Here is an 18,696-nt window from a genome sequence, read left to right on the forward strand (position 1 = left end):
ATAAAAAGGATTTTGGTTTGCAAACGAAATTGAGTTTTTTTAATATTATATAAATAAGTGGCAAAAGCAACAATTAAGGAAGTTGCTATAATAGGGATTATTATCAAAACCAAAGACAAAAATTTTAAAAAAGGATCATTATTTAATTCCAAGAGAGTAGGGACAAAACCTATAAAAATAAAACCTGAAACTAAAGCAAATAATGAAATCCCAAATTTTAATAAAGGATTGAAAAGATAAAACCCAATGCCTACAAGAAATGATGAAATTGCTAAAAATCAAACCCCAAGGCACCATTAAGATACCAAAATAAAGTTTTATTTTAGCATCTATATTATTTACTTTTAATAAATCATCAATAGCAAATTGACAAAATGCAGAGATATCAATAATATAAATTTTTAATTTTAAAGATTTAATAAATTCTAAATATTTATAAATATTAGATTCGGTTTTGAAAAAAGATAAGTAGATAAGCCACCAAATACAAAAACACATAATAAAATAAAAAAATTAATAAAAACAGTATTATGAGTTACTAATTTGATTTTTTTACTTAATTGGTATTTTTTTTGATTTTTAATTTCTTCAATTTTTTCTTGTACTAAAAAAGTAATATCGTCATCAGGATTACGTGGTTTTAATATTTTTTTTACTCTTTTAGAAGGATTAATTAAGTGTTCAAAAAACCCATATTAAATACCTCTTTTTTAGAATTTATAAGTTGTTTGTTTTCTAAAATAATTTATGGCGAAAATGATTTAGTTTTGGGTTTGATTTGAAAGTTATATATTTGGAATAAAATAAGTTATTTTCTTTGGGATAGGTTAGTGCAACAAAATAAAGGATAAAGAATAATGATAAATATTTATAACAATAAATATAATAAATTATGAATTAATTTTTTGTTAGAAATGATAAATTGCAAAATTATAAAACACGCAAGAAACAAAAAAAACAGCAAATTATTAAGTACATTCGCATTTTTTATTTTCTTGTAACATGTTTTATAACCTCCTTTTTAATCTTTCCCTCATTGATATGTTTTTTTCTTCCCAAAAAAAACGCCAATGAATTAATTTTATTTTACCACTAAAAATAAAGTTTCAACACAAAAATACTTATTTTAGTATAAAAAGAAAGGAATTATGATAAAAATAAATGTTTTTAAAAACAAAAAAAAGCTAGTTTAAAAACTAGTCTTTTTGTTTATTTTTGATTGTGTCTTAAAAATAAAAATCTTCATCTTGCAACGCCTCAGAGCGCATTTTTTGATAACCATTTCCTTTCATAGAAAAGTTATCCATAGTTTTAGTCTCAGTATTAAGTCCATTAATGATAACAGGATTTACATTTTCGGATGGAAAAAAAGCATCAAATCCCAAATTCATTAAAGCTTTATTGGCATTATAACGCACAAATTTATTAACATCATCTTCTAAATTTAGTTTATGATAAATGGTATGAACTAAGGAAGTTTGGGTTTGATAGAGTTGTTGCATCAAATCATCTAACCATGTTTTTAAAGTTTGTTGGGTAGGCTTATCAAACAGTTGATAAATTTCAGTTGCAAGACGCCCCACATAAACACCATGAATACTTTCATCACGAATAATTAAATTAATAATTTCTCCTGATTGCATTAATTTACCTTGACCATAAAAATATAAAGAATAGTAAAAACCACTGTAAAACAACCAAGTTTCTAAAAAAACCGATACTGCCATAGCTTGCCACTGAGTTTTTTTAAATTCCAATTCACTAAATTGTAAGGAGGATTGTTTTTTCAAATAAATTTGGTCTTCCAAAGCCTCATAAACTTTTACAATTACTTGCATCATAGTTTGAAGGCTTGTTTGCTGGTTGCCCCACAAAAAAAGTTGATTAATTTCTTTGTTATTTAAATAACTCATAAAAATATTAGAATAACTTTTAGCATGTACTGCATTTTCCATAGCTCCCATAAAATTAAGGGTAGCTTTTTTTTGGTGTTCATGTTCTTCTAACGAACGAGCAATAACAGGCATACCCAAATCACCTTGATAAGTATCTAAAAAAGTAAGAACTAAAAGATTGCGGGAATAAGCAGTTTTTTCTTCTAAGGTAAGTTCACTCCAAGCAGCAAGATCACCTTGCAAACTGATATCTTCAGGACGCCAAAATTGGCTTAAATTTTGTTCATAAAAAAAATGGGTATATTTGTCTTCTAACACATTCCAGTTAGCTCCTTGAAAAGGTCTTTTAGAAGTTGGGTGGGGTTGTGAATTTTTGGTTTTCATTGATTTACTCCTTTTTCTTTTAGGGTTTTTGAATTTTTCAGTATAAATTAATTGGGATAAAATTGAAAGGGTTGTGATTTGGGATTGTAATTTGGAAAATAATGAAGGTATTTATTTTGATATAAAAGAGGTTGAGGCAAGAAATAATCTTTGTTAAGAATAAAAAAAGACTATCCATTTGATAGCCTTATTTTAGCAAAAACAAAATCACAAAAAACCAAGTACGAGAAGCAATCAAACTTGCCTGAGATTTATAAATATAGTGTATTAATGAAAGTTTTATTCCATTAATTATTTTTTATTCGATTTTATAGGGTGTTTTTAAACACCACAAGCCTCACATTCATCAATTTTTAGCTTTTGGGTTCGTGTGTAATAAAGGGTTTTTATCTTTTTATGATGAGCATAAAGATAGTATTTTTGTAATTCACGCGTAGTAATATCAGATGTAATACCAAGTTCAAACGAAATACCTTGATCAACGTGCTTTTGGGCAATGGCAATAACATCAATGAGGTCGTATTTGTTCATTTTATAAGCAGTGGTGTACATAAAGGAAGCTTGTTTTAAGGCAGGCATTGGACAGTAAGTTTTGGAGTTGCCATAGGTGCGTTCCTCTACTAATTGTTTTACAGGAGTCAAAGAAGGAGTTGCTCCCATAATGTATCCAATTGAGCCGTTTGGAGCCACTGCGAGGCGATGAGAATTGTAGAGCCCAAATTGCATAACATCTTGTTTAAGTTGGTGCCAATCGTTTTGCGTGGGCAAGGTGATGTTTTGGAACATTTTTTTGATTTTGGCAGTTTTGGGTAAAATTTCACCGCGATTGTCAAAATAACTACCATCAGCGTATTTGGATTGTTCAAAACGATAAAACTTTTTACCTGTGGTTTTAGCTTTATTGCAAGAATGAAGAAGGCTGTAAAAATTAACGGCATTGAAAAAAACATCAATTAAATCTTTGTTTTCTTCACTTCCAAAAGCAATGTAATTTTGAGCTAAAAAACCGTGATGACCCATAATTCCAAAACCTACACTGCGGTTAAGAAAATTAGCTTTGGCAACAGCTGGCACATAACTAATGTTAGTGTTTTCAGAAACACAGTTCATTACTTCCATCGCCATAAAAACAGTTTCTTGAATGGTATTGTTAGTAATCATGTTTCCCATGTGTCCTGATGCTAGATTGCATGAAACGTCCATACCAATTTCGTCTTTTTGGGTTTGATGGTAATCTTTGTAATGTGAAGTGATAGTGGGTTGGAGGATTTCAGTACATAAATTAGAAAACTTGACTTTCAGATCGGAAGTGTTTGCTTGATTGGTGTTGTCGCAAAACATTAAGTAAGGATAGCCTGATTCGCCTTGCATGTGGGCAATAAGTTCTAAGAGTTGGCGTGGATTGATGGCTTTTTTTTGCACTTTGGGATTGGCAACTAGAATATCGTACCAATAGTCCATATCAACTGCGATGTCAGCAAAATTTTTGCCGTATTCTAAGAAAACAGTGTGCGGGAAAAAGGTATACATAACTTCTTTGTTGCGGGCAAGTTCAATCATTTTATTAGGAAATACAACGCCCAAAGATAAAGTTTTGACACGAACATCCTCGTCAGCGCTTAATTTTTTCGTACTTAAAAAATCAATGATATCGGAGTGAAAAACGTTCAAATAAACAGCGCCAGCACCTGTACGTTGTCCCATTTGATCAGCATAACGGAAACTGTGGTCTAATAATTTGCACACACCTACAACACCTTTACACACGCCTTTGATGCCTTTGATAGATTCACCTTTGGCACGCAAATTAGTGATGTTAATCGAAACGCCACCGCCAATTTTGGAAAGTTGCATCGAAAATTCATTAATGCGGGCAATGTCGTTTAAAGAGTCACCAGCTTCTAACAAAAAGCAAGAGACAAATTCGCCACGATGTTTTTTGCCTGTGTTGAGCAAAGTGGGAGTTGCAGGAGTAAAGTCTTGGTTGATTAAGGATACAATGAGGCGTTTGGCAATTTCAAAGTCACCTTTGGCATGATAAAGGGCGTTTACTGACAAGCGGTCTTCGTAGGTTTCTAAATAGTGTTGTTTGTCACGAGTTTTAAGGGCGTAATCGTGGTAAAATTTGAAAGCTCCCATAAAAGTTGGGAAAGTGAAATTCTTTTGGTAGGCAATTTGGTAGATTTCTTTAATTTGCGAGTGGGTGTATTTTTGCAAAAAAGTACTTTCATAATATTCTTTTTCTTGTAAAAAAGTTAATTTTTCTTGCAAAGTGGCAAAACGTTTTAGTTTGGGCAAAACTCCTTCTTGCAAAAAACTTTGTAAAGCTTCTTTATCTTTATTGAGGTCTTTGATGTTTCCTTGTTCGTCAATAATTTGATTGTTGAGTGTAATCCAAGGTGGCAAGACGTTTTTTTTTGGGGTGAGTGTTTGAAGTTGTGCTTGCGTTTGGGATTGATAAGAAGGCAATTTTTGGTCGTTACAATAGCAAGCAAGCCATTTTTTTAAAAAAGCTCTTTCTTCTGGCATGCCCGAACCTTCGAATTTGAGAACCAAAGGCACATTGTAAGTAGAAGCGATGGTGTCGCCTGCTTTGCCATAGTTTTTGCCCCAATTTTTATTGCCAGACACAGCAACACCTATTACTTTGGTAGCGTTTTTGTCTAAAAAAGTTTTGGCATCATCAGATACTTGTCCAAATTTCACACTGCGAGTAAGTAAAAAAACGTTTTCATCGGTTAATTTGGAAAGGGCATCTTGGATATGTTGAAAGGAAAAGTCTAGACTTTGAGCCATTTCATAAACTTGACCTTGCAAGAGACCATCATAAATAACTTTAATTTTTTTGGGAAATAAGGCTGGCATTAAAAACTCCTTTTGCTTCTTTGGCTTTTTTTGTGATTTTTTTTTTGCAGTTTGATTTAATTCATATTTGCATTTCAATAATGTATTTCAGTTAATTTAATACATGAAAAAGTTAAAATTGTTTGAAATAAGTTAGCTTACTGTCAAATATATTACGTATTTTAAATAATAAATTAAATTTGCATGCATTATATTATTATTCTAATAATATGTATTTTATATTAATATTATATCAAAAGAAAAAAATATAGCGGCATTAAATGGCTTAAAAAACATATTTTAGAAAAGGCTTATTCGTCAAAATAATTCGTCCCAGTATAGAATAAATATTTAAGCTACCAAACTATTTAGGTAATTGAGCAGATGCAAAATGAAAAAAAAGTAAGAAAAAGATGAATGTAGGAGGGGATAAAACATGCAAATGGGCTTTTAGAAATGCAAGAAAACTCTTTAAAAAAAGACCAACTCAAAAGTTGGTCTTTATATTATTAAAAAATATTAAGTTGTCTAAATAAATGAAACAGTTAGAAAGTTTTGAAACAGTTAAAAAATATGAACGTAACTTATCCACTAACTCTTTATTATTGAGCAAAATCCTATTTATATCATTTGGATATAAAATTTTTTTATTATATAATTCTTGAGCTATTTTTCCCCAAAGTTCTTTATTATTTTCTATAATGGTGCAAGCTTGTTTGTATAATGCTTGAATATCTACTTGGTCAAAACTATTATTTTCCATCAATTTTTTTCAATACCATTTGTATAATCATCATCAATGCCAGAAAATATTTGTTCTTTTGAAATTTTGCTTGATTAGACAACATTTGTTGAGCTGCAGCCCCACCCCAATATAACAAAGTCATAGGTTTACAAATACCTTGTGCTTGAATATTTGTCAATGAATTATAACCCAAAGTTGTTGATCCATCAGAAGTGGTTTTTTGAATACAAATTTTATGTATAGCAAACATAGAAGGGAACTTTAAAGTTAATATAGATTATAACCACCCGCAGTTCCCCTCGGAATAATAGTTATTTTTTGCACCTTTTGAGAAAAAGGCAATTTCAACCCTATAATAGCATGTCCTGCTTCGTGATAAGCTACCATTTTCCTTTCTTCTTCATTGTATTTCACTGATTTTTTTGCAGGACCCATTAAAACACGGTCAATTGCTTCTTCTAATTATTGTTTAGTAATTAAATCTTTATTATTTCTAACAGTCAAAATAGAAGCTTCATTAAGAACAGCTTCCAGTTGAGCTCCACTCATTTTAGGTGTCATTTTAGCAATACAAAACAAATCAACTAAAGGATCTATTTTTTTATTTCTAGCATGTACTTTCAAAATAGACTCTCTTGCTTTAAGATCGGGGAATCCTACTATTACTTGTCTATAAAAGCGTCCTGGACGTAGTAAGGCAGGATCTAGAACGTCTATTCTATTAGTAGCAGCAATAATAATTACTCCCAATGATTTAGTAAAACCGTCCATTTCGGTAAGTAATTGATTAATAATAGAGCCATCATCATTTTGAATAGCACCTCTTTTTTTACCAATAGTATCTATTTCATCAATAAACAAAACACAAGGAGCATTATTTCTTACTTCTTTAAATAAATTTCTAATCTTTTTAGCTCCTACACCAAAATAAGGATCTACCATTTCAGAAACAGAAACAGCATAAAAAGGCACTCCTGCTTCTCCTGCTAAAGCTTTTGCAAGTAAGGTTTTTCCTGTTCCTGGAGGACCTGAAAGAATAACACCTTTAGGAATTGATGCTCCCATCTTTTCATATTTTTTAGGATGCTTTAAAAAATCAACTAACTCTTTGAGCTCTTCTTGTTCTTCTCTATTTCCTGCTACATCTTCAAAGTTAAAAAGAAATTTTTGTTTATTAGAAATTTGATTTTTTTTAGATGAATTATTTGTAAGAGTTTTAATAGAATACATAATATAGATGCCAAACAAAAAAATATATAAATTCTTAAATAAACTTAAAATAATTTCTAAAGGATTAAAACTAAATTTTTTTTCTGTCATATTATCTAATAGATTACTATTTTTTAATATAGAACTGTTAAAAAAATATTTTTTTAATTCGTAAGTCAAAATACTATTAAACCAATTGCCATTTTGATCTTTAATTACTATAAAATAGTATTCTTGATTATTGGCATTATAAAAACTATTTTGTTTATAAAATAATTGAATTTCTTTTACTTTTTTATTTTCCAGTTTTTGAAACACTTGATCATATCTTATTTTTTTCCTGGTAAAAATATATTCTTTAAAATCGTTCCTTTTGAATCATTTTATTAATGAAGTTATTGTCTTGGTAAATACGAACTACATAATAATCATTATCGTTAAAATAAACTAAGAAATAAGCAAATTTAGCTTGAGAACAATAAAGTTGACATTGGACTTGAGCCCAGTAGTTTAAAGGGACTTCTTTATTTGAAAAAAAAGCCATCCCAAGTGTTTGATATTTTGTTGTTTTCATCACGATAAGGACATTTGATTTCTAAGAGAGTGTTGGTTTTAGCATTATAAACATCTAAAGAAGCGGAAAACATTTTTTCTTTGTCATCTGTAAAGATGGTATCAGGATAAGTGAGTTTGGTTGTTTTTCAAAGAAAGTTCTCGCTAAAGGTTCGGTTTTATTACCATGTTCGGTGTATTTGTTACTTGTCAAAGTAGTGCCAAAGATTTTGTCATGAACTAGTTGATTTAAGGAACGGAATTTGTCATGGCCTGTGATACTGCCCATTTCTGAGGCGTTAATGTATTGTTTACGATGTTGATACCATTCTTTGGTACGTTGGGATAAGGTTATTTGCATGGTTATTTTCCTTTTCTAAAGAATGAAATAATATATTTAAAGAAATAATAAATAAATTTAATTATATGATAAAGACATTTAAAGATGAAATCAATTAAACATAAGAGATGAGGCAGGGATAATAAAAGAATGGTTAATAAGGTTAAATTTAGCCACTTGTTTTGATTATTAAAAAAACAATTACTTATATCAGCAAACCAATTATTTAGTTTAGTTAACCAAGTATTAATTAGGTTCCGCATGATTATTAGTTTTAGTAGTGGTTAAATATTGATAAAATCTAACTACGATACCTTTCTTTAATCTTTTGATGCTTAATTGATAAGTAAAAAGATAGAATTTAATTAAATAATTAATAAAAATTAAAGGGATTAATAAGGTAAAGATAATAATGAATAAAAGAAGATTATTCGGTAAAGCTGGTAAGTTTTTTTTAATGAACATAATTTTTAGTTTTCCTTTCGTTTAAAATAAAAAAGACCCTTATGAAAGGGTCTTTTTGTTTATAGTTAAATAAATTTATTTATTTAATTTATATTGTAAATTAATATATTTTGTTACAAACAAGTTATTTTTTAAGAAAATTTATTTTTTTTCTTAATTGGATTTCTAAATCTATTTGTTCTAAATTTATTTCATATAAATTTTTTTTAAGAGAAGATTTTTTTTCTTTTAAAAAAGATATTTGAAATTTTAAAAAACTTGAATTTCTTTCTGAAGTGTTAGGATTTTGTTTACTTCTAATTTTTAAATGAAATGATAATGTTTCTTCTATTCTAGTAATTTCTTTTAATATTGAATTTCTTCGTCTAGATAAATCATCTATTTTAGATCTTAAAAACTCAATTTTTGTTTCTGAAGAATCAAATAATTGTTCTGAAGAATCTGTTTTTTTAATTCCTGAATAAACTTGACCAGCATAAATAAAATTAGATTTTATAAAATAATTTGTAAATATGAAAAGTAAAAATATTATAAATAAAAAAACTGAAGTATAGTTAACATTTTTTAAATTTAAATTCATTTTTTTTGAAAAACTTTCTAATATAGATTTGCTATTTTTTTTAATTTTTATTTTTTTTTGATTTATAAATTCTTATATTTGTTAATCATTAAAAAAGTAAATAAATCAACACTTATTATTTATCACCAGTCAGTGTCTGTTCTTTTATTATTTTCAGCTTCTTGGGGCGGACAGGGTTGAAGTGGAGGTGGAAATGAGTTAGTTTGAAGTTATCATTGTGGGTATAAATTTCTCCAAGGTAGTAGTCTTTGTCTTCTTGTAATAAGTGTTTGGGACCTTTGTATTTGAGGATTAATTTGTTATTTCCTGGGCCTTCGTTTTGTTGTTTTTCGAAGGTAATATTATTACGCAAAAAACTACCGTCTTTCATATCAAAAGATGCGCTGTCGAACCCATTTATAAAACCAAAATCTTCTGAAGTTGCCCCTCTTTTGTTCCAACGGTCGAAGGGATGACGGTCTTTGATGTAACAGACGAGGTTATCAGGTTCGAGTTGGGATTCGAGGCGGTCTTTGATTGTTTCGAGCTCAAAAAATTTTTTATTAGTTTTGTCATTTAATTGTTTTTGGTAATAACCAATGCCATTAAGGCCATCAAAAGTATATTTAATTTGAATCATAGGAATTGTTCTACCGCGACTATCTATTTCTTCCCATTCTTTGAAGATAGTAGATTTGGTTTCTTGAAGGGTAGGAATTGGTTTTTTTTGGGAGTTTGATTACTCCTGTTTCAGTTAAGATGATAAAACCAATAAGAGCTACCACGATAAAAATAATGATTAAGAAAAACCATTTGATTTTTTTTTAATTTTGATCATGATTATTTTTTCCTTTGATAATCTTTTTATATAAACTCATTTTAACATATTTACCTAGTGAAATATCAATTAAAACCATTTGCGGAACCAAGAAGTTACTGGTTTTATAATTTTATCATTAATATTTGTACGTATAGGTTGGAAAGAGCCTTTCCAGGTTTTTTGGTCTGTGATCATATCATTAAGTTTTTCGTATTCAATGGTTTTGGTGGTTAATTCATTATCACGTGTTTTCAAAATGTTTTTAGTTTCTTCATGTTGTTCTTTTTCATTTTTTAGTTTTTCTTTGAGAGTTTCTATTTCGTGACGGAGTTCGGCGTTTTCTTGGAGATATTTTCCTGATACTGATTCTAAGGTTTTTATGGTTCCTTCGAGAGCTTGGATTTGTAGACCTTGTTGAACCCATTTATCGATTTGTTGTTCTAATTCATCACTTAAACGGTTGATTCCTTCAGCTTGTTGGTTGATTATTTGGTTTAATTGGGTAATTTCTTGGTTTTTTTGGGTGATGATGGTTTGATATTCTGTTTCTTTTTGTTGGAATTCAGTGGTTAATTGGTTAATTTCATCTTGGAGGGCTTGTTTTTCTTATTTAGAACACCATCTTCTTGTAATAATTGATTAACATTATCTTTATGTTGTTGGGTTAAATTATAATAAGAAGCAGTTTTAGACACTTTAGCTTTATCAGAAGATAAATTAATAGTAGGATTGTTGTCTAATTTTTGACGTGCCATACCATAAAATAAAGCTTTTCTAAAATTAAGATCTTTTAATAACCCAGAACCTTTTTTAAATAATCGTTTTCATCATTTTCTATATTAACTCGAAATAAAGATATAAAATCAGAAGAAAAAATTGGTTTTAAACCTGGATGATTTGTATAAATATCTAAATAATTAAATTCTCTTGGCATAAAAGGAACTACAAAACTCAATTTATGTTGTTTTAATAATGTTTTGTGTTCTTCTAAAGGAGCAATAAAACCTCTACTGTTTTTGGTAAATTAGTTTGAGGATTATAATAAGTAAAATCATTTTTATTTTTAACAAAAAACCATTTTTTAGGATTATAACCTTCTTGGACTTTATAAGGACCATAAGATACAAACGCGTACCGCACTTAAAATCGCTTCCTACACATGAATCTTGAAAATTTTGAGGAGATAAAAGAACTAAATTATTAACTTTTTTTAATACTTCTAACAAAGCTTGAGGACTTTGATATTTTATTTTAAATTTATAATTATCTACTTTTTCAAAACATTGATTTAATTGTTGTACTTGTGTTAAATTTTGATCTTCTTTCATATCTAGACCAAGGTTTTTTAATCCTTTAACTTTGTTTTTGAATTGCACTGTTTGATCTTGTGTATTGGAATTAGAATAATAGTTATCATAATATTTAATATATTTTTCAATGGTATTTTATACCACATCACAATTAATTTCTTCATCATTTTCAAATTTTAATCCTTGTTTTAATTCAAAAAGATAATTTTCACTTAAAACTGTTTTAGCAGCTTGTACTTGTTCGGAATTTCCCATGATATGTTCTTGTTGTTGTTCTTCATTGCAACTTTTAACACTAACAACTAAATTAGGCAGAAAAACGCTATTTTCATTTTCCATTTTTTCTTTAAAAAAGGGTTGCGTCAATAATTTGTAAATATTTTTATGAAATCCTTGTTCGCTAGGATCAGCATTGTGTGCACCTAATGGATATAAAGGACATAACTGACTTAATTCTTTAGGAAAAGCAACTCTCATCAAATCTTGATTAACTTCTTGTAAATTATTTGCTGTTTGAGTTTGGTTATTTGTTGGTGTTTTGGCATATTTTTTATATAAATAAACTCCTAAACACAAAGAAACAACACAAAATAATAGTAGTGTAACTAAAAATAATTTTTTCTTTTTCATCCAAAGTTGTTTTAAATTATCGTTCATATTCTTTAAGGCCTTCCCTTTTTCTTTTATTTTATAAATATTTTTTTGAAATTTAAATAGTATTTTTTAATTGATAAAAAATGTTATAAATTTTATAAATTTTTAAAAAGTTATTCTTAATGATAAATATTTATTTTAACTTCATACAGCTTTAATTTGGCATGATTAAAGATTAATTATTACCAAATTCAAGATAAAGAATTAAGTCGTCTATCTAGATTTTTCATAGAATCAGTGAGCAAATTGCTATTTTAATCCAAAGTTTGCTTATACAATAACATTTGAATTATTATTTTCCATATTAATTTATGATTGATTAATTTTTTTAATTTCATTATAACAATAATCTAAAACATCTTTTGTTGCTTTTGTTGTATTGCCATCTCTTTGTTGTAAATAGTGATTATTTGGGAATTTGTGAAACATTTTTTCAATTTCTCTTTTAGCTTGAAACGCATCATCTACATAATTCTTTGAACCGCCATCCGTTTGAAATAAAAGTACTTCAGCAGCACGCCCGCTAAGATTAATAATAACTTCATCTAAATAATCTTTTTCTTTCATAATGCTATCATCTAGTCGATAATAAGAAATTCCACCATCAGCATTATAATTAATCAAAGTTTGGGCAGAAACTGAATTAATAATTCTGCCTACACTCAAAGCAACAACTGTATGTCCAAAAAAGTGAAATTTCTAATTCTTCGCATGTTTTAATTAATATTTTAAAACCTAAACACGGGTTCGGTCCTCAATATTTAAATATTTATTGTGGTAAAAGAACAAACTAAAATTATAAGGAGGATTGATAAATATGAAGTTCTTAGATTTCATTTTTGATAATCCTGAGTATTTTAATAAATTGTTAAAAAAATCTCATAATCATAAAAATCAAAAAATAAATAAATTAATGCAAAAACATGTTTCTAATAAAACTGATAAAATAGTTTCTTATAAGATGGTTTTTATAAAATTTTTTATCCTTAATTTATTTTGTTTACTATCAGGATTAATTATTTATCAGTTATTAAGCCACTATCACAGTACATTATATTCTTTTTTACAAACCAAAATAACAAATATAAAGGAATTGATTTTATTTTTAATTGGCTTTAAATTAATCATTATTTTGATATGTTGTTTTTATAAATTAAGTCTTTATTATTGGAATTGTTTTTTGCCGATAGCTCTTTATTTGATGGTTGTTATATTAGTAGGTTTTTTGTATGCTGCTTTATTTTGCTTTTACCGCTTTTATGGGAAATAATATTTGGACTTTCCCCCTTTTATTCAACATTTAATTCCTTTAGTTCCTTTAATATCTTTGTTAATTACTATTTTGATTTTAGTTTTTATTACTGTTTTATATAAAATAAATAAAATTAAAGTTTATCCTGGATTCATTAAAGTTTTAAAAATATTTTTTCTTATTAGTTTTATTGGTGAAATTATTTGTTTTTCTTTATACTGCTATCATAATTATTTTTCTAACTTCTTTTTTCTTATTATCCTTATATTTTTTATCCTTAATAACTTTTATCATAGGTATTTTAAGATGGGTTTATGTTTTACATCAATTAGATAACTTTGCTAAAAATAAAGTGCTTGCCAAAGAATGTGAATGGAATTTTAGTTAATTTTTTATGGCTTTCTAGTATAGAAGTATTTTGTAGTATATTTGAACTTTTTATATATGTTATTACTTATTTAGGTAATATAAAAAATGATAAAAGATAAAAATTTAAGTATTTATATTAAATTGGAAAGAGGTATTTAATATTATTATATTTATTTTTTCGTTTATTTAAGGGTAAAAAATAAATTCATTAACTACAAATAAAACATAATTCATAATTATAACCTCAAACTATTTACTTAGTTTGAGGTTTTTATATCTTACAATAATTATTAAAAAACAAACTTATGTTTTACAATCAATTAATAGTTTAAAGAAATGTTTGAAAGAAACCCAAAAACAAGAACAAAAGGGAAAAAGATTAATTGAAATTCAAATTTTTGAATGGTCTAGATTAGTTGGCAGCATTTCTTATTTGTTTGCTCTTTTTTTATTTTATTATGGTATAAATAAAGAATTAGGTTAATTATATAAAATATTTAATATTGTGTGTTTCTTTCCTTTTTTAATATCTAGTTTATTAATAGATTATAGAACTTTTAATATTTTTTTAATATGTTAGTTAATTTTGTTTATAATATAAAGAACAAAAGAAAAAACCTCACTGAACCCCAAACACTTATAATTAAATATTTTTTTAGATATTTTGCTATTTTTATAATTAAAAAATGTTATAATACAAATGTAAAAAACCATTTTATTTAAAGTGTTAAAAGTTGGTTTTTTATTGGTTGGTCTTTTGATTTTAAAGTATTGTTTTGCGTTTTTCTTTTTGAGTTTTGCAATAATTTAATTTCAACCCATTTAAAAAAACATCCCATTTTTGATTTTTCAAATTATTTTTTCATATTTGTTATTTATTAAAATTGTTTTATAAAAATATTAAAATCTAAAATTTTAAAGAGTTTTGAATCCTTTTTTTGACTTTTTTTATTCCTTTATTTTGATACAATAACTAAAATAATTACAAAACCTATTTTTAATTTTTTATTAAAAAGGAGTTTTGAAATGATAGAAAATTATAATTTTACCTCTAAATCTTTTAAATTTGCTAAAGGTTTTAAAGCTTTTATTGCTCGTGGTAATGTCATTAATTTAGCTGTTGCAGTTGTAATAGGACAACTTTTTGCCAAAATTGTAAGTTCTTTGGTAGCAGATATTATTATGCCTCTTTTTTCTTTGTTGTTTAATTATACTGGGGCTTTAAAAGAGTTGCAATTGGAAATTAAAGCTAATACTTATCTTGGTTATGGTAATTTTTTGCAAACTATTTTAGAGTTTTTGTTGCTTTCTTTTATTATTTATACTATTTTAACTTTAATGTCATGGAAAAATCCTTTGCAAAAGGATAAAGTCGATAATAATATGTTACTTTTACAACAAAGTCTTGATAAAGAAATTGCTTTATTAGAAGAAATTAAAGATATTTTGAAATCAAATAAGTAATTGCAAGTTAGTATTAACAATAAATATTATTTAGTTGTTATTAAAATAATTATAAGGGACTATTTTTAATAGTCTTTTTTTATTACGTTTTATTATTTTTTTTTAATTTATATTTTCACCCTTTTTATCCTTATTTTTGACCATTATTACTTGAAAGAAATTGCAACAAAAAAATTAACCATATAAACAAAGGAATTGTGAGTTTAGACTAATGAAAATTATTTGGAAATATTTATTCAAATACAAAATGTTGCTGTTATTAAATTTAATTGCTGTTTTGTTTGTTTGTTGTAGTGAATTGGGAATTCCTTTTATAATTGGTAAATTTATTATTGATTATAATAAAAATCAAATTGATCCTTTCGCACTTTTAGGGCTTTTAGCTTTATGTGCTTGTTGTGGTTTTATAGGAAATCTAATTCTTAATTATTGTGCTTCCAAAGTATCATCCTTGCTTTTTCAAGATTTAAGCGTCGATATTTTTAAAAAAGTACAAACTTTTTCGCCCACTGAGATGAAACAATTAGGGATTTCTTCTATCCTTAACTATACTACTTTGGATGTTTTTCAAATAATGAATTTCATTTCTGTTTTTTACCGTACTGCTGTTGTGTCTCCTATTATGCTTGTAGTTAGTGTTGTTGCTATTTTTTATGTAGCTTCTTTTTTGCTTTTAGGAATCCTTTTTGTTGCTCCTTTTTTAGTTTTAACCTTATTTATTATTCTTAAAAAATCTTATATTTTATCACAGCAACAACAAAAAAAATTAGATGAATTAAATGTTATTACTCGCGAAAATTTAATTGGGATTAAATCTATTCGTGCTTTTCGCCAAAGTCAATATGAAACTTCTCGTTTTTCTAAAGTAAATCATAAATATAGTTTTTTTTCTATTAAATTATTTAATTTTATGGTTTCTATTGATCCTATCTTTTATTTGTTTTTAAATTGTTCTATTTTGATTAATGTTGGAGTAGGAGTATATTATTTAACTCAAAGTCATCCTGATTTTACTACGGGAAAACTTCTTTCATGTATTGATTATCAATTTCATGTTTTATTTGCTATTTTAGATTTTTTATTACTATTTATGATGTTTCCTAAAACTTTGGTATCTGTTAGAAGAATTGAAAATGTTTTAAATATTACCCCTAAAATTAAAAATGTTTGTAAACCTTTAAAACCGCAAATGCCTTTTAAAACTTTGTCTTTTGAAAATGTCACTTTTACTTATCCTGATGCTAAACAACCTATGTTAGAAAAGATTAATTTTAGTATGAAACAAGGACAAATTGTAGCTTTTGTAGGTGCTACTGGTTCAGGAAAATCAACCCTAATAGGGCTTATTCCTCGCCTTTATGATGTGTGCGAAGGTGCTATTAAAATTAATGATATTGATATTAAAGAATATGATCTTAATTATTTGCGTAATAAAATTAGTTTTATTTCTCAAAAAAATGTTTTATTTAAAGGAACTATTAGAAGTAATTTAGCTTTTGGCAAACAAAATCCTCAAGAAAATCAAATGACAGAAGCATTGCAACTTGCTCAAGCTTATCAAATTGTACAAAATAAAAATCATAAATTTAATGAAAGAGTAAGTGAATTAGGTACTAATTTTTCAGGGGGTCAAAAACAAAGGCTTTCTATGGCAAGAGGATTTCTTAAAAAACCTGATATCTATATTTTTGATGATTCTTTTTCAGCTCTTGATTATAAAACTGAATATGAAATTAGAAAAGCTTTTTTTGAAATGAAAGATCAAGCCTTAGTGTTAATTGTTGCTCAAAGACTCACTTCTGTTATTAATGCTGATAAAATTATTGTTTTAGAAGAAGGAAAAATGAAAGCTATAGGAACTCATCAAGAATTAATGAAAAATTGTCTTCTTTATCAAGAAATTGCCAAATCCCAAAATTTAGAGGTTGTTGTATGAAAAGAATTTTGAGATATTTAAAACCTTTTAAAAAACAAATTAATTTAGGGTTTTTCTTAATTTTTGTAGCTTCCCTTTTTAATGTTTTTTTGTTTTATTTTGAAGGTAGATTTATTACTGATAAAATTCAAAATTATTATAAAGATAAAAATTCCTTTTCTGTTCCTTTTTTTGGCAATGATATTATGTCTTATATTATCTTTATTTTATTTATTAATTTATTTTTATATTTTGTTGTTGTTATGTGTTGTATATTTTTTAATAAAATGTTAATTTCATCTATTCATCAAGGGATGAGAGATTTGCGTCAAGATGTGCAAAAAAAAATTCATCTTTTACCTATTAAATACTTTGATTCTAATACTTTAGGAAATATTATGAGTCGGATGACAAATGATATTGAAGTTATTTCTAATGCCTTGCAACAATCTTTTTCTATTATGTTAGCTGCTTTTTTAATGATTGTAATGATTGTTTTTTTTATGTTTGTTTTACATCTTTTTTTAGGTATTATTGTCTTTATGATGATTCCTTTTTCCTTTTATGCTATTTATAAAGTGTTTACTAAATCACAGAAAATCTTTATTCAAAGGTTTGATGCATCAGGGAATCATCATGGTTTTTTACAAGAAAAATATACTGGATATAAAGAAATTATTTTATATAATCAACAAAATACAGTTATTGAAGAGTTTAGTTATCAAAGTAAGTATTTAGAAAAGTTAGTTTTGAAATCTAATTTTTTGTCTGGATTAACTTCGCCAATTGTATGTTTGTTTACTCATTTTACTTTAATTGCAGTTAGTATGATGGGATTTTTTTTGATTGAAGGACATAATATACCTCTTTTTTTAACTAAATTAGGAGTAGGAGTTATTGGAATAGGACTTTTTAGATGTTTTTTACAATTTGTGTGGCGTTTAGGAAATCCCATTATTGAAATAGGTCATATGTCAGTTTTATTACAATCTGCTAATGCTGCTTCTAGAAGAGTATTTGCTTTTTTAAATGAAATTGAAGAAGCTCCTGAAGTGCTAAAACCTCAAGTTATTGACAATCCTCAAGGAGAAGTTGTTTTTGAAAATGTCTCTTTTGGTTATAATAAAAGAGATATGTTATTAAGGAATATTAATTTTGTTGCCAAGCCAGGACAAACCATAGCTATTGTAGGTCCTACAGGTTCAGGTAAATCTACTTTAATTAATCTTTTAATGCGTTTTTATGATATTAATGCAGGGTCTATTAAAGTTGATGGAGTTGATATTCGTGAGTTAAAGAAAGATAATTTAAGAACTATTTTTGGAATGGTATTACAAGATACTTGGTTTTTTAAAGATACTATTTGGCAAAATATTAAATATGGTAAACAAGATGCAACTGATGAAGAAGTAATACAAGCAGCCAAACAAGCTCAAGTTAATTATTTTATTAATAGTAAGCCTAATGGTTATCAGATGCAAATTAATGAAGAAGCAGATAACTTATCACAAGGAGAAAAACAATTAATTACTATTGCAAGGACTATTTTAAGTAATCCTAAAATATTAATTTTGGATGAGGCTACTTCTAATGTAGATACTAGAATTGAAATTTTGTTACAACAAGCCATTCAAAAGTTAATTCAAAATAAAACTGCTTTTGTTATTGCTCATAGATTGTCTACTATTGTTAATGCTGATAAGATATTAGTGCTTCATAGAGGGGCTATTATTGAACAAGGAACACATCAAGAATTATTAAATTATAAAGGATTTTATTATAAACTATATCAAAGTCAATTTCAAAAATAAGATATAATATTAATATTAAATATAAAGACCAACTATAAAAATAGTTGGTCTTTTCCTTATTTGTAAGTTATTATTTTATTATTTAAAGATTGTTTATTGGTGTTGTTG

22 protein-coding genes and 1 pseudogene are annotated in these 18,696 nt (G+C 26.8%); 7 read left to right on the top strand and 16 right to left on the bottom strand.

Annotated features, from left to right (window positions below):
* Window positions 1-57 precede the first annotated feature (57 nt).
* Entirely contained in the window at window positions 58-240 is a 183-nt protein-coding gene (locus MBSPM3_RS02955; RefSeq protein ID WP_157084475.1) for a hypothetical protein, read from the top strand.
* A gap of 986 nt (window positions 241-1,226) precedes the next feature.
* Here the strand turns inward: MBSPM3_RS02955 and nrdF are convergent.
* The 16 genes and pseudogenes from nrdF to MBSPM3_RS00290 all read right to left on the bottom strand — a co-directional run bounded on the left by nrdF (window position 1,227) and on the right by MBSPM3_RS00290 (window position 12,443).
* The gene (gene nrdF, locus MBSPM3_RS00225) at window positions 1,227-2,279 is read right to left on the bottom strand and encodes a class 1b ribonucleoside-diphosphate reductase subunit beta (RefSeq protein WP_069028026.1); all 1,053 of its coding nucleotides are present in this window, start codon (window positions 2,277-2,279) and stop codon (window positions 1,227-1,229) included.
* Window positions 2,280-2,600: 321 nt separating this feature from the next.
* Complete coding sequence (gene nrdE / locus MBSPM3_RS00230) at window positions 2,601-5,144, bottom strand: class 1b ribonucleoside-diphosphate reductase subunit alpha (RefSeq protein ID WP_069028027.1); 2,544 nt, start codon at window positions 5,142-5,144, stop codon at window positions 2,601-2,603.
* Window positions 5,145-5,610: 466 nt separating this feature from the next.
* Window positions 5,611-5,889 carry a hypothetical protein gene (locus tag MBSPM3_RS00235; RefSeq protein WP_232308840.1) on the bottom strand — a complete coding sequence of 93 codons (279 nt, stop codon included), beginning with the start codon at window positions 5,887-5,889 and terminating at the stop codon, window positions 5,611-5,613.
* Window positions 5,876-6,118: a hypothetical protein gene (locus MBSPM3_RS00240; RefSeq protein ID WP_069028029.1), complete on the bottom strand. Its 243-nt coding sequence runs from the start codon at window positions 6,116-6,118 to the stop codon at window positions 5,876-5,878. The genes MBSPM3_RS00235 and MBSPM3_RS00240 overlap by 14 nt, the downstream gene beginning before the upstream one ends.
* Before the next feature lie 17 nt (window positions 6,119-6,135).
* On the bottom strand, window positions 6,136-6,303 hold the full coding sequence (locus MBSPM3_RS03085; protein WP_232308841.1) for a hypothetical protein: 168 nt from the start codon (window positions 6,301-6,303) through the stop codon (window positions 6,136-6,138).
* Between the two features lie 27 nt (window positions 6,304-6,330).
* On the bottom strand, window positions 6,331-7,395 hold the full coding sequence (locus MBSPM3_RS00245) for an AAA family ATPase (RefSeq protein ID WP_232308842.1): 1,065 nt from the start codon (window positions 7,393-7,395) through the stop codon (window positions 6,331-6,333).
* Between the two features lie 55 nt (window positions 7,396-7,450).
* Window positions 7,451-7,990: pseudogene (locus MBSPM3_RS00250) on the bottom strand (YqaJ viral recombinase family nuclease); the annotation flags it as partial.
* Window positions 7,991-8,215: 225 nt separating this feature from the next.
* Window positions 8,216-8,434: a hypothetical protein gene (locus MBSPM3_RS00255; RefSeq protein WP_069028030.1), complete on the bottom strand. Its 219-nt coding sequence runs from the start codon at window positions 8,432-8,434 to the stop codon at window positions 8,216-8,218.
* 124 nt (window positions 8,435-8,558) lie between these two features.
* Window positions 8,559-9,014: an effector protein gene (locus MBSPM3_RS00260; protein WP_069028031.1), complete on the bottom strand. Its 456-nt coding sequence runs from the start codon at window positions 9,012-9,014 to the stop codon at window positions 8,559-8,561.
* Between the two features lie 115 nt (window positions 9,015-9,129).
* Window positions 9,130-9,633: a hypothetical protein gene (locus tag MBSPM3_RS00265; protein ID WP_232308843.1), complete on the bottom strand. Its 504-nt coding sequence runs from the start codon at window positions 9,631-9,633 to the stop codon at window positions 9,130-9,132.
* A 267-nt stretch (window positions 9,634-9,900) separates the two neighbouring features.
* A complete protein-coding gene (locus MBSPM3_RS03090; protein ID WP_232308844.1) occupies window positions 9,901-10,068 on the bottom strand; it encodes a hypothetical protein in 168 nt (55 codons plus the stop codon).
* 314 nt (window positions 10,069-10,382) lie between these two features.
* The gene (locus MBSPM3_RS00275) at window positions 10,383-10,568 is read right to left on the bottom strand and encodes a hypothetical protein (RefSeq protein WP_069028032.1); all 186 of its coding nucleotides are present in this window, start codon (window positions 10,566-10,568) and stop codon (window positions 10,383-10,385) included.
* Window positions 10,569-10,603: 35 nt separating this feature from the next.
* Entirely contained in the window at window positions 10,604-10,747 is a 144-nt protein-coding gene (locus MBSPM3_RS02960; protein WP_157084476.1) for a hypothetical protein, read from the bottom strand.
* A gap of 73 nt (window positions 10,748-10,820) precedes the next feature.
* The gene (locus MBSPM3_RS00280; protein WP_069028033.1) at window positions 10,821-11,189 is read right to left on the bottom strand and encodes a hypothetical protein; all 369 of its coding nucleotides are present in this window, start codon (window positions 11,187-11,189) and stop codon (window positions 10,821-10,823) included.
* Between the two features lie 69 nt (window positions 11,190-11,258).
* Entirely contained in the window at window positions 11,259-11,780 is a 522-nt protein-coding gene (locus MBSPM3_RS00285) for a hypothetical protein (protein ID WP_069028034.1), read from the bottom strand.
* 306 nt (window positions 11,781-12,086) lie between these two features.
* Complete coding sequence (locus MBSPM3_RS00290) at window positions 12,087-12,443, bottom strand: hypothetical protein (RefSeq protein ID WP_069028035.1); 357 nt, start codon at window positions 12,441-12,443, stop codon at window positions 12,087-12,089.
* 151 nt (window positions 12,444-12,594) lie between these two features.
* Here MBSPM3_RS00290 and MBSPM3_RS00295 point away from each other — a divergent pair, with 151 nt between their 5' ends.
* The 6 genes from MBSPM3_RS00295 (at window position 12,595) to MBSPM3_RS00315 (ending at window position 18,588) form a co-directional block, all read left to right on the top strand.
* Window positions 12,595-13,047: a hypothetical protein gene (locus MBSPM3_RS00295; protein WP_069028036.1), complete on the top strand. Its 453-nt coding sequence runs from the start codon at window positions 12,595-12,597 to the stop codon at window positions 13,045-13,047.
* 175 nt (window positions 13,048-13,222) lie between these two features.
* Window positions 13,223-13,417: a hypothetical protein gene (locus MBSPM3_RS02965; protein ID WP_157084477.1), complete on the top strand. Its 195-nt coding sequence runs from the start codon at window positions 13,223-13,225 to the stop codon at window positions 13,415-13,417.
* A 321-nt stretch (window positions 13,418-13,738) separates the two neighbouring features.
* Window positions 13,739-13,882, top strand: a complete 144-nt coding sequence (locus MBSPM3_RS03095) for a hypothetical protein (RefSeq protein ID WP_165383228.1) — start codon at window positions 13,739-13,741, stop codon at window positions 13,880-13,882.
* A gap of 542 nt (window positions 13,883-14,424) precedes the next feature.
* Window positions 14,425-14,862: a large conductance mechanosensitive channel protein MscL gene (gene mscL, locus MBSPM3_RS00305; protein ID WP_069028038.1), complete on the top strand. Its 438-nt coding sequence runs from the start codon at window positions 14,425-14,427 to the stop codon at window positions 14,860-14,862.
* 247 nt (window positions 14,863-15,109) lie between these two features.
* Window positions 15,110-16,798: an ABC transporter ATP-binding protein gene (locus MBSPM3_RS00310; protein ID WP_232308845.1), complete on the top strand. Its 1,689-nt coding sequence runs from the start codon at window positions 15,110-15,112 to the stop codon at window positions 16,796-16,798.
* Window positions 16,795-18,588, top strand: a complete 1,794-nt coding sequence (locus MBSPM3_RS00315; RefSeq protein WP_069028040.1) for an ABC transporter ATP-binding protein — start codon at window positions 16,795-16,797, stop codon at window positions 18,586-18,588. The genes MBSPM3_RS00310 and MBSPM3_RS00315 overlap by 4 nt, the downstream gene beginning before the upstream one ends.
* Window positions 18,589-18,696 lie beyond the last annotated feature (108 nt).

This window comes from Candidatus Phytoplasma zeae, from assembly GCF_001712875.1.
Lineage (GTDB): Bacteria > Bacillota_I > Bacilli_A > Acholeplasmatales > Acholeplasmataceae > Phytoplasma > Phytoplasma asteris.